The organism is Microbulbifer mixtoriginis (SeqCode), assembly GCF_052467945.1.
Genome location: NZ_CP174328.1, coordinates 2,828,437 through 2,842,448 on the forward strand (window position 1 = coordinate 2,828,437; position 14,012 = coordinate 2,842,448).

Sequence of the window (14,012 nt, forward strand, 5' to 3'; positions counted from 1 at the left end):
ACTTCACCTTAGCTTAAAATCTGAAAGTTTTGGCCTGTCAGCAGACTCATACGTAATTTTTGCCTTTACATCATCTAAACTCTTTGCTTCAGAAAATTCTAACAAAGTCTTATTGAACGTTGAAAACCCTTTTGGACCACATATCTCCAAGCAACCAGCTGTCCCAAACGTTTCCCTTTCATTATCTGGTCCATCATGAATTAGAAAGTTATCATAAACTATCCAAGCACCATTTTCGTCAGTATTGGCACTATGTATCTCATATTCTGGATACCAATCAATCGTATGAGTTTGCTTATCCGCCAAGCCTGCAACTGACATTTTTCCATCCTTATTTCTCGGCCCAAATCTTATCACCTCAAAAGTTTTTGATTTATCTCCCGTAGTAACAGTTAAATCATACAGTGGGGCTTGGTAAACTTTATTAGGGTCACCGTCAGGATAAGCCCAACTCGACGCATAGTTTCCATTTGGTGTTCCACTTACAGTTATTTTTACCTCCTTTGGCTTGGAAGGTTCACCACCACAACAATCAGAACCAGAACCAGCTTCTACAACCGACTCTCCCATCGGATCTATAAAGTTAATCGGATTATTCCGCGCATAGCGATAAGGCGTCCAACGCTGTGGATCCGTAAAACGTCCCGAGTGATTTAGCACCGGATCCGGGCTGATAAAGGTACCAAAGTCAGACTGCAGGTAGCGACGCTCGAAGTAACCTAACCCCGTAGATTCATCCAGCTCTTTACCCGCATAGCGGTAAGGTGCTGCGGTACTATCACCGAAGACATTTTCCAGCTCGCCGTAAGACTTATAGGTAAAGACATTAATGATCTTGCCAGCCTTATCCAGAGTCAGGTCGGTAGAACCTACGTGCGTGTGCAGGTAATACTCAGTCGGCGTGAACACTTCTCCACTCTGGTCACTGCGGGCAATACGTTTCTGGCCAACACTGATGTACTTCAGTAATTTGCCATCACGTACTTCACTATCTCCGTCGATATACAGAGTGACGCTGCGAGCTCCGCCTGTACGTTCGGTGATTTTAAAGCGGCGCTGGTGTTTAAAGTCATAACCGTACTGGTCAGCAGCTTGCTTATTACCGGCATAAGTCAGGCGCTGGTCGTGGTCCCAGTGGTAGGTCTGGTCGCCGGCTTGCGTACGATTACCGTTGTCATCGTATTCAATCAGGCCTTCAGCCCAGCTCAACGCTTGGGGTCCGGGCAGGCTGCCACGGCTGCTGCGGTTGGAGGCGCCAGTGTTGCCATTGTCATGGCTGCCGCCGTAACGCAGATCTGTGATCTGGGTATTTCCAGCGGTGGCCATATCTGCCAGGTCGACACTCGCGCGACCCACTTGCAGCAGGTTGCCGATTTTGTCGTAGCTGTAATAAACCTGCTCGATATCGTCGGCAACGCCGGTCAGGCGATAGACATCGTCGTAGCTGTAGACAATATTTTTTGCCAGGGAGGCTGCCTGAGCACTGGTTGCGCCGAGTTCGGCAGCCATTGCGGCGAGAGCGTCACTGGGGCGTTGATCGTCGATACCGAGTACATTGGAGACGGCATCAAAACGGTAATCCCACTGTTGCAGTGGCAGGGCGTCCCCGCTGCGCTGGGTGCGCAAGCCAGCCAGTCGCTGGCGCTCGTCAAAACCCCAATCAGTTTCAACACCATTGGCCAGCCCTTGGTGCTGCAAAACCCCATTGGCGGTATAGTCCAGGCGTTCCACCACTCCCGGGATGCGCTCGAGCAGGCCGCGGGTGTTGTATTCGAAGTTCACCCGGCTATTGTCGGGGTAGAACTGCTGTGTCATACGCCCAGCACTGTCATAGGCGAAGCGCGTGGTGTAGAGGGGGCTGTCAATTTGTGGGCCGGTAATCTTGCGCTGGCGCTGTACCACTCGGCCGCGTGCGTCATATCCCCATTGCTCGAAGCCAGCTTGGTCGGTCACTTTGGCCAGGCGCCCAAGCAGGAAGGCACCGCCCTCTTCGCCGCGCTGGTCGTACTGGTAGCTGACTACCGGTGAGGTGGAGCCCAGCTGCAAGCCCGGTTGCCAATTTGCGCCGCTGGGAGCTTCTCCTCGCGGCGATAATTGATACTCGGCAAAGAGACGGTTGGCGCCGTCGTAGCGATAGTGCCGCTCCTGCCCCAGGGCATCGCGGGTGGCCAGTAGGTTGCCGGCATCGTCAAAGTACTGCCAGCGCTGTCCGCGGTTGGGGTCGTCCAAGAAGCGCATACGCCCCAGGTCGTCGTAGTGCATGGTGCGCACATTATTTTGCGCATCCTGCAGGCGGATAAAATTACCATTGAGGTCGTAGTCGTAATAGGTGGACCAGGTGGCACCACCGATGCCGCCCTGGGTATTGGCTCCAACAATTTCATCCACTTGCCTCAGGCGGTACTCACCCTGCGCCGTTTGCAGGCCATCAAACACCAGTTTTTTGGCGGCGCCATGGTGAACACTGTTCGCACGAGTTTGCTCTTCATCTTCCAGCACCTGTGCCATGGGCAAATAGGTGATGCGATTGAAGACACTTTCCCCACTTTGCGCGGTATAGGGCTGATAAACCTCCTGGGTACGCCCTTGGGCGTCGTAAAGATATTGTCGGTGGTGCTGGCCTTTATCATTAGCGCGATAGGCGAGCCCCTGGGCAAAGTAAGGCAGTGCGGTCTGCACTACTTGGCCGCGCGCATTAAAGTTACTGTGATCGCTGACCACAACCTGTCCCGGTTGCTCGGCTTCACTGCGCACCATCAGGGTGCGGCCCAGACCGTCGTAAAAACGGCGGCTGTCGATGGTACCGCTAGCACCACTCCGCTCGCGCTGGCGAGTCTCTACCCAGCTGATACGGTGACCATCCACCATCTGCGCCAGTTGGTAATCGTACTCAACCGTGGGGAGTTGCAGGCTGTCCCCTGGCTTGGCCATGGCAGTGAGGCGCCCGTGGCTGTCGTAACCATATTGGGTCTGCTGTCCGTTAAAGTCGGTGTAGTCGGTAAGTACACCCAGACCTTTGTCGTAACCCGCACGAGCGGTGAGCCAGCGGCTGCCGGTATGCAAACCCACTTCTGTTGGGAAGGTATGATATTGCGAGTCGTAAGTGACTTTGGTTTGGTGGCCTGTGTTGGCGTCCCACAAGGGGTCATAACTTTGAATGCGGTTGCCGAAGGCATCGTAGCGGTGGCGCTCTGCGGCAACATAGGCATCTGCACTCTCAGCATCGTGCCAGAGTCGACGCAGGGTCAGGTTGCCCTTGGAGACCGCGCCTAAATTACCAGCGGAGAAACTTTCATCATCGTAGAACCACTGCTCTTTGGCCACAGCGCGGCCCGATAGGTCGGTAACCTTGCGCTCTAGCGGTAGGTGCAGGAACCAGTGGCCCTGTGCAGAGGCGGATTCCGCACTGAAGCGCAATTGGGTAATACGCTCGTCCTGCCAGTTGCCATCGGTACGGCCCAGCTCTTTGATATAAGTGGTATTGCCGTAATTATCGTAGTCATACTCCCAGGCAAGGGTCACTGGGGTACCGCTGCCTCGCTCCAGCATATGCTGCTGGCGTTCGGTCATAGCCGCAAACTCGACTTTGCGGCTTTCCTCGGCATAACCGGACAGCAGTTGGCGCAACTCCCACTGATTTTCCTCTCGCCAGAAAATTCCGCCGAAGGCATCGCGGGTTTCTATTTGTTTGATCTTGCCCTGTAGGGCTTCCTGTTCGGTGCCATCGGCTTTTTGGCCCAGGTGGAATTCGTAGCGGGTTGCCAGTGTCGGGGTACTGGCATCGCCCACGCGACGCTCTTCACTGTGTGCAAAGCCCTGGAATTCTTTATCGGCAGCATCGTAAAAGCCGTCCCAGTAATCCATCTCGGTGGTTTGCTGTTCACCACCGCGGCCATCATCCACAACAACGCGCTTAAGTACCTGCATTGCCACAGGGATACCCTGCGACCAGGGGCTGTTACCCTCGCGGTCTCTCACCATCTCCTCGACAACAGAGCCGTACTCCAGGGTCGTCAATGCACCCAGGCCATTGTCGATCGTTTTTAGCTGATTCGGTTGCTCATTGGGGAATAGCTCTGCGAAATAAAAAGTATTAGCACCGCGACCGGGGCTGTACCAAACAATATCCGTAGAGCCGTTACCATTAATATCGACCAGGCGCACCTCTTCGGGAGCAACATTGCCTTGGGCCTGGATCAGTTGTGGCTGGCTAAATTGGGCTAATTGATGTTGGTTGCTGTTCAGGCCCTGGTTAAGCCAGATGGATACATGGGTTCCATTCAGATACACCAGGTCAGCGCGGCCGTCGGCATTGATATCAGTAACACGAACATTCTTGAGGTTGTGTAACGTATCGGGACTATTGGCAAACACTACTGCGGGAGCAAAACCCTGCAGGCCACGGTTAGCGTAGTAAGCCGCGTAGCCATTGCTAACCCAAACCAGATCAGGCAGACCATCTCCGTTCATATCCCGAAGAAAGACATTGGGATCACCCAAACGCACTCTCTGGCTATCTGCAGGTATCGGTAATTCGATGGGCTGCGACCAGCCATCGGGGTGGTTCAACTGCACTATATGAGATGTAACCTTCCCATTAGTGCTAGCAGAGGTTGTAAAAACGTCAATGCGCTTATCGTTATTGATATCCACCATTTCAACGTTTGGACTGTCCAGGGGAATATACAGGCGATTGAGTGCCCCGCTATACTGCCAATTATGCGTTTCATCCAAGTGGAAGTAATCAATACTGCCGGAATTGTACTGCAGCATATTAACCAGCCCGTCACCATCGATATCAGCCCAGGTAACGGCGGGATTAGAAATTCGGCTATAGGAAAAAGTACTCATTTCGCGATAGTTCTGCCATTGCGGCAGGCCATCGTCCCCTGGACCTAGGTTGAGCCAGTAGCTGTCTTTATTCGGTGCGGTGTTAATAATATCCGGCAGTCCATCGCGGTTAATATCCAAGAAGGCAACGTCGGGGTTATTCAGTGGTACCTGACTCGCAGCCGGCATCGGTGACATAAACACCTGATCCTGCTGATAGTGGGTGTAGCCATAGCGTACTGGTGGCAGGGTTACCGTAGATTCGCCCTCGCCTGCACTGGAATGGACTTCCTGTAACAAAGAGAGGCTTTGCCATTCCGTTAGCGGCTGATAGGAAAATTCGTATTTACGTAAGTGGCGCCCGGCAAATTGTGTTTCCACGCGCTGCAAGCGATAAGCGGTTTTAATCTCAAAACCCGCTTTATAATTTGTTAGGATGTCAGGGCGGTCTTCATAGTGAAACTGCACCGCCATATCGCCATTCGTATTATATTGAATCCTGTCCAGATAAATCTGAACACCATCATCCAACTTGCGATATTGATAGTCGATACGATTGCCATGGGTATCTTCTACCGCCTCTAGATACCAGGAGAATACCGATGTGCCGTTGTTGCCACTGACTCGGCTATTAGAGTCTTGCCCCAAATACCAACGCAGGCCGTTGGATTGAGTCACCAGCCAACCCTTCGACAGACGCTCGTAGCGAGCAAAATCGCTGGCATTTTTGGTGCGATAAACACCGTCTTCCACCAGAACTAATTCTTCGCCCAGGTGATTGATAAACGTATCAAACTCATCAAACTCATCGGTGCGACCATCGCGGTCGTTATCCTGCCGATCAGTCTGACCCCACTCTGAATAATTAGGCAGGCCCTTGTCGGTTTGACGCTGGATATAGGGAATAACCAGTTTATGCCCCAGTCCCAATAGCCCGTTACCAAACCCGCTGTTGTATTCCAGTGATACATCCGGAGCCAGTCCATTGCGCCCAGGGGGCACAGCCAAGTTCACTAGACGTGAACTGGTGCCGGTATTTAAATTAGGGGTGAAAGCCTCACCGAGCCCGGAGATACTGCCCGGACCTGTCGGCAGATTGAGAACGGGCGCTTGCAAAGCGGTGTGTTCATTGGCAGCAACAGCAGCCGTAGATGACACAACCATGCAGCAAGACAGCAATAATTTGCGCAGCATAAGCATCCTTGTTTAACAAAAAGCGCTTTATAAAAAGCATCTTAAAAATTAATTCTTTTTTATTTATAAATAAATATTGATGATATTTAGTAACTTCTCCTGTAAATAGAGGAGCAATCCAGGGGTATCAATGCCACTGGATTGCCAAGAAGGTTCTCTATTTTTTAGAAGTTAGACTGATTGGATTAGTGAATTACTGGCTGCTTCAGCAATAATAGCGGACCAATATCATCATCACCACAGGTATCAAAATTTCTTGATTTATAGCGATGATTGAAGATCAGTTCAATATCCTTAATCGCATCAATATCTACAAGCTGACCAAACCGATCTTTCAATTGAATCGATAAGCGCCAACCTGTTGCGGCGACACTGCGCTCCTTGAAGACGCTAGTAATCGTGGAATTGGAGCCAGAACCGGTGTTAAACGTATCCAGATTTGCAGACATAAATACGCGATAACTATCACGGAAGGCTAAATTGCTACCTTCCCCGGTATCCCAGAAACGAGGACTATGGGTAATTAACTCACCTTGAATGCCCACATCACCTTCGTTGTCCACCAAAGTACCTGGCGTTTTACTACGTAGGAAGCTGGTACCTCCGTAGGTTAAGAACGCTGGCACTTCAGTTTCATTAATAAGGCTATACTTGACTGGAATATTGAGTCCAATAGTCTCAATTTTATCCAGGTATGTACCTCCGGCTGCCAAGCAAGTCAGATCATCATCGTCCGCAATTACAGGCCCCTTGAAGAAAGTACTGCGTGGTAACTCCTTCGCAGTACTAAATTCCACAGTTACCCAAATGTCTTCACGGATAGAACGCGATAACAAACGCAGTTTTTCCTGAAAAGCTTTCTCAGAGCTTAACAAAGAGCCATTCTGCTGCTCAGGATCAGGGTGTGGATAGCTTTGCGTGATACCACTGATAAGATCCACATAACCGAACACATCGTCCTTAAGCGAGAATTTATCCGTTGCCTGCTGAGTGCCATTCAGGTCACGCAACTGATCGAAAGACAACATCTCACTGTGGAAATCCCTCAGCTCCTCAGCATTACGCAAGCCATAAATAGCCTCTTTCCTATATCCACTACTGGGACCAACAAAAGGCTCCTGCCACTTGTACTCTAGTGCACTAACCGTGTAGAACAACCATTTCTGCGCTTCTTCAAAGTGACGTTCCGCACGCAGCATTTCTGTAGTCAGGCGACTGGCGTGAATCGGGTCAGCAAAATAACGCTCTGCCAGGTTAGCGTTGGTGGTGAACATCTGGCTCATAACCCGCTGTGCCTGATTAAGCATACCGATCAGGCGCTCAACTTCCTGCTCTACGGTCGCTTCTGCCTGGGCAATATCCAGAGCGATGGTATTCGCTTCCAGCCACATGGTGCGCACACGTGCACGGCTTTCCACATCAAGCAGTTTATTCGTGCTGTCATTCAGCTTCGCTCGCTCCTCTGCGCCCAGGCGAATGCTCAGCGCCTCCAGTTTACCAATCTCTTTAATACTCTTGAGATTCTTATGGCTGGAAACTACCTGACCAATACCCTGCTTCATAGTGCTTGTATCCCCGGTGAAATACGCTTTGATCGCGCCACCCACCACTTTCAGGAAGCCACCCCGCTTTCTGGATTTCTCCGCTTCTTCACGAATATTGGTGATCTGCTTCGAAATGGATTCCTGCTTGGAGCCATAATCCAGGATGATCTTCGACATGCCGTCGACGATACCCTCTTCTTCCGCGCGTCGCTCAATTTCAATTTGAATCGTATCCAGCAGATTTTCCATACGCTGCAAATTATTACTCAGCGCAATTTCCGCGAGCTCGATGTTTTTCGCCTGTAGCGCAATTTCACTACCTTGCTGCGCAGACTCTTCAATAATGATGCAGTCTTGGTTAAAACAATTACTCGGGAATTCCAGGCCCAGCAAGCTGTACAACCAGTTGCCCAGTTGCTGGTGACGATCGGTATATTCCGTAGCGAGCTTATCGGCGCTGTGGCGATAGTTCTCATAGCTGGTTTTTGCTGCTACCAAACTGTTTTGCGCTGTGGCAATAGGGCCACTGCTTTCGTTGCCCAGAAAGTCACTCAGTGCATCGAAGGAGTCAAACACGGTGTTGCCATCAATACCGTAGCCCTGTACCAGCAACACAGCATCCTGGGGCAGACCCAGAATATTGGTTTCTCCAGTGAGCCAGCTCACTGAGTTTTCCAAATCGCTGATATGGGTATTCCATTCGGATACAGCTTCAGGCAGGCCGGAGAAACCTTGCACCTGGGTAAAGTCGACATTCGGAAAGATCGCACGCAACGATGCCTCTTTGGCAATCAGCTCACTGCGCAGCGTGTCCATCTCATCAACCATTTGCGCCAACAAGGTGGTATTGGTCTGTCCGGCTACGACGGCCAAACGCGCTTGCTGCACTTTAGTAGAAACCAACTTGCTCATTAGCTGATAGAGCATGGTGACATCTTTGTAACCGGTGAACAGTAATTCTGCCGGGGTTACATCTTTTTGTGCCAGGTCGTTGGGGTCGTAGTAACGGGGGCTGATTTGGCCACGGGTAGGGCCCCACTGCGCTAAAAACTCCGGTGCATAAGTCAGCAGGGAGTTGTATTGCTCCAGGGCGTCTTTCAACAACTGGTGTGCGGTTTCTATATGACCAACTTCAACCTCCACCGCTTCGTTACGCAGGCGGCTGATACGAGCATTATCCAGGGCTTCATTGGCCAGGATCATTTCCGCTACCGCGCGATCGTAGTAAACATCCAGCGTGAAACGCTGCAGGTTTTCATTGTCGGGATGATGGGTCAGCTGCTCAAAAATAAACGCTTCCACATCAGTGGCGAGGTTACGCTCAACAGTGTCATACAGGCTGGAAAATTCAACCGTGGCTTCACCACTGGCATAAGGGTTGATGACCGTATTGGTGTCGGTATCAACGATATACATCAGGTCCAGGTAGCGGAAGGCCGCTTTATCACGGGAGAAAATACCTTGAGCCGGATTATGTTGAGCTGCCGGTACTTGATCGGCTTCATTGTAATAGAGTTGCTTACGGATCTGTACCGTTGGATCAACTTCAACAGTAACTGTAAAAGTGTCACTGAAGTCGGATGAACCTGCCTTGTTAGCAGCTTGGACACGATAATCGTGGGTACCGTATACGAATGGAGAGGCATTGTAGTCATAAACATTACCAGAGCCCGAGTATACAGTTTGCCAAGCCGACTCACTGTTACCATTAATACGTTGCTGCAAGAGGTAGCTATCGGCGTTATCGACCGATGGCCAGTTCACTGTATAACCCTCACCAGTAGAAGAAGGCAAAGTGATATAGTCTGGTACTACTGGTGGTTGCAGTATGGCAACAGTAGAACAATCTTGCGGAGAATAACTGGACTGATCGCTAGAGGTCAGTGCTCGAACCTTGTAGCAGTACTGTCCATTACTCAAGTTTGTGATAGTGAATTTTAGATCAGTACCAAGATAAATTTGCTTGCCAGTATTATCCAACACCTCATATTTAACTTCGAGGCCGCCTTTATCCACTTTTCCCCAATTTAGGGTAAGCTTTCCTTTCCAACTCTCCGCTGAATCTATTGACAATACCGGCACACCTACGTCGCGATCGACCTTAACTGTTACCAGTGAGGAATAATCGGAACAGGCATATTTATTTTCGTTACAAGCGCGTACCTTATAGCTGTATGTACCGTTATTAATATCAGTAAAACTCTTACTCAGGCCCGAGCCACTATAAATAGATGAACCGTTAGCATCCAAAACCTGATAGATAGCGGCAAATTGCATGGCATTCCAGCTAAGTGTGTATTTACCATCTGGGCTGTTCTTCGTTGATAGGCTAGGAGTAGGTACTCCAGGGCGATAAGAGACAATCAAATCCCCTCCTTCACGATAACCAGAGCAGGTAGTATTACAAGCACGCACTCTATATCGATAGTTGCTTCCATGACTCAATGAAGAAACAGTTCTGCTGGTAGCGGAACCAGAATAAATATTACCCGACCAGCTTCCATTATCCTTGCGTTGCTGTAATTCATAACGAGTGGCCCCGCTACTGGCAGACCAGCTTAGATTTGCACTGCTAGAGGGTGTATAGCTGGGTACACTGATGGAAGATGGAACCGATGGAGTATGCTCTACCTTCATAGTTCCGCCGGTCTTGTAACCACTACATATGTTAGAAACACAAGCGCGTACACGATACTGGTAGTTGCCATTGGAACGGCTGCTTTCAGGGAAGCTAGTCCCTGATGAGCTATAAACTCTATTCCAAGAACCACCATTCAGGCTGCGGTAAAGCTCATACTTACTTGCGTGAGTAACTGAGGACCAGCTAATCGGGTAGGTTCCATCACTATCGAAAGAGGTATAACTAATACTGGAAGGCACTGGCAACTGAGTTACCACATTAACAGTATGTGTGGCGATGACAGTTTCATACTCTATAGTATCCCCCCTACATAGCTCGGGAGCTCTCAAAGCATTCCGGTTAAAATCGTCGTCTGGGATACACTCCTCAAACTCATGCCAGTATTCATAATGATAGGTACCAGCAGAAAGCCCAGATATCGAAACAAATTTATTTGACGTTCCCCATGAATTCAGGGAGAGAGTTCGTACATAGTTACCGTTTTTATACTCTTTCAAATATGTTCGACTCAAGGAAAATGAAGCATCTACCGGCATATACTCCAAAGAAAAGTTCCCGTCAGTATCCACACTAGGACCATCCAGGTAATCTCCATATGCAACTGCACTAGCAAAAACTAGCTGCAGTACAAATAAATTACGAATATAAGTAAACATTTATCAAACCAAGTTATTATAATTTATCTAGATAAAACACTGACAAACATCAGAATCTAATCCAAACTTTTCAAAAACATCTGTAAAATAATAAATACCCTCCAAACACCTCCCACTGAAAACATATTTAACTTCAAAACCACAAAACCTTGAATACTCACAGAGAGAAACCACAAGAATTAGAGGCACACAAGAATATAAGCAACTTTTACGACCAAGTCGCCAAATTCATTCTTACAGAAAATTACATTTCTTAAATACAGTACTAGTTTCCAACTACCATTCCGTTGACAAAGAACATTCCAAAAAAGTGCAACTGAAGGAAAACTTATAAATAGCAACAAGGTTAATCTCACCCCCAGGCAGATTAACCTTCAGAAATTTTGAAACTTTAGTGGTAGAACTACAATCTATTCTTTAATGCCACCTTAAGTGTCACAAAAAGTCACTCTATATAATTATTGCAGATGCTTGGCGAGTGAATTTTATTTTCACATTGATCAATCATCCCCATCTTTCATCAAAATGCCTTGCTGCATCCGGGCCAGATAAGAGCACTTTTCCAATACTCTAATTGCATTGCCAAGCAACTCAGGAAGGGACACCGAAAGCGCGGCATTAAGGGGTTTCTCAGTTTCCAATGTGGCCATCCATTACGGCCTTAAACCCAGGTAATAAAGGGCTACCTTTGCGAATCAACCGAATTTTTCACTCTCTCGCATCTTCACCTAATGACACTCGTACCAATCTTTACTTAATCACACTCTTCATAACTTGAATTACTGCCAGCTGAGATATATTTGTGCTTGCTACCACCTCAGAAATGGTAAAATTACCTTTGTTTATAAGTGCACGTATTACAGGGAAGTAGCGAGACTTGTAATTACCCAGGTCGCATTTTTATGCTTTCAGTAATTTACGTTGCTGCTCTTTATCAGACACATCATCGAGATGTGCATTGCGCTCATCTAACCCAAATTTCTCAAGAATACCGTACATAGTGAGATTTCCTGGACTGACTCCTTAGATCTTAAAAAATGCCCTTTCAAAAAAATATTGATAGACCAAGGTTTAAAATAAATGGCGTTGACAGCGAAGATTGAAACTGCCACAACCCCCAGAAATAGTACTCCACTGAACCACTTACCTATCTTTGTTATCATAATCAGTCCTTTTATTTTATCCCCCTCATTTTCACTACATCACCTAATCAGCACAATCATTCCGACTATACAATACGCTCAACCACCTGGATTATCCGACAAAACGAAGCCCACACATAACTTAGAGTGACAAGCGTCTCAAGAAAATGGGCTTTGTTTCTTCGCAACTCATCGGCGAATAAAAATCCCAGCTTCCCAATAGAAGTAGAAGATTATGAATTTATATAGTGCAGTTTCACTATCATTATCCAGAGTATCACTACGGGAATGGCGAAATGATGGCACAAGGTGGGCCTTCCAGGCTGCCATTATCCGTAGCCGAAGCAAGCTACCATTTGAGGAGTCACTACATTATCAGCTCAATACTAACGTTAATCAGAGGCTGAAAGCGGGTCATCAACTTAATGGTCACAATCTAGAGCAGCACGTTTTCAAACCCCTATACTTTAATATTTTACTAGTGGGATCAGCATAAACTATAAGTATCTGGCACACCTGTAAGCTGTACTATGCATCCGCTGCATCGGCCAGAGAGGCATCTGGTTAATTAGCATGTAGGATAGCCTGCTACTCTCAGCGTTAGCAAACTTCGTATAATCAGCAGATCATATGCACAGCGTCATTGGAGGACAGCTTATAAAAAAGAGAAGGCCATACTGACCATGCACAAACAGGTTCACAAAGAGTTCATGTGTCTAAATGGTCATATATTTTTTGGACCTAATGCAACTTGTAATGAAATCTGCAAAGAGACAGGAAGTAAAACAGAATTCACATAATCTATCGATGCGAAGCAATTCATAATTGTCAAAGCACAGCATTGTAAAGTTAAGTAACTCACTCTTAATACTATGAGTACCTGTCTGAAGATTGACAGAAAAAACTTTGGTCTAGATTTTATTGTCCGAGATATACATGGCCACTTGTACCAATTAGATAAACAACCGCAAGAGGTTGCTTTTGATCCATCCTGTAACCGTCTGTTTTGCCTTGGAGATATGAACGATAGAAGCCCTAGCAGCGAGTCTTTACTCACGCTTATTGATCACAAAACCTACTTCAATATTTTAGGCAATCATAAAGCCATTGTAATTGCCAGACTAGAGAATCCTGATACGGCGCCCAGGCATAAACCCAACGAAGGTGAGTAGTTCTACAAATTGAGGATGAAAGAGCATCAGCAGTTAGTAAATCAGATTAGATGCTGGCCTTGGGGTATAGAATTAGATACAGGAAACTAACGTTTTGGCCGGATCCATGTGGGCGTCCCCAATAACAGCTAGCCACTCACGCAAAGCACCCTAACCGACATTGATAAAGCCTTGGTCCACTGGAGTATCGATCGAAGAGGAGGAGGCGATTGTAAGGCCTCGGGGAATTTTCTATGGGGCCGATCCCCGGTAAGCAGCTATAACAGTACCTGCTCGGCATGGGCGGCGCGAAGCGTACAATATAAAAATACAAACGTTATTTTCTAGAGCGCTTGGACACAATCCCCTCAGCCAACCTAGCCTATCCCCTAAAAATCTATTACCGCATAGTTTGGGCTGATGAAACAGCTATCGAAGATCTGCATTTTTAATTTACCAAATACACAAGATATCGAGCGACTCAACAGCCTTAGACAGAAGTCCAATATCGTTGAGTACGAAATCGGCTAAATTCGCTTTCGTTTTAGTGGTCAAGCCTCAGGAAGCGCTCTTCATAAAGCTAGTTGAACTGAGGGAGTAGCAATGACTTGTACGACTCTATCTTGCTGGAAGCCAGCGTACTCATAGAGGAGGCTAGCTTTCGACAAAATCTCATAGTTTCGTGCAAATAAAATGGCGACGAAAAGGTGTGCTTAATCCTGCCACGTCATCGCATGAAAAATGTCGCGTAAAGCAAGCATAAATCTAAATTTCTATGCTATAGGTTCTCACTCTGTAAGTGAGCCCAATTCACTTGATGTCCCCCCAGATAACAAAATGACACGAATAAAACT

The 14,012-nt window shown here is 47.8% G+C and carries 2 protein-coding genes; both read right to left on the minus strand.

Translation table 11 applies throughout. From position 1 onward, the window contains the following. Positions 1 to 3: 3 nt before the first annotated feature. Entirely contained in the window at positions 4 to 6,024 is a 6,021-nt protein-coding gene (locus ACJJIJ_RS12480) for a toxin TcdB middle/N-terminal domain-containing protein (RefSeq protein WP_444937540.1), read from the minus strand. Between the two features lie 185 nt (positions 6,025 to 6,209). After that, on the minus strand, positions 6,210 to 10,865 hold the full coding sequence (locus ACJJIJ_RS12485) for a fibronectin type III domain-containing protein (protein WP_444937541.1): 4,656 nt from the start codon (positions 10,863 to 10,865) through the stop codon (positions 6,210 to 6,212). Positions 10,866 to 14,012 lie beyond the last annotated feature (3,147 nt).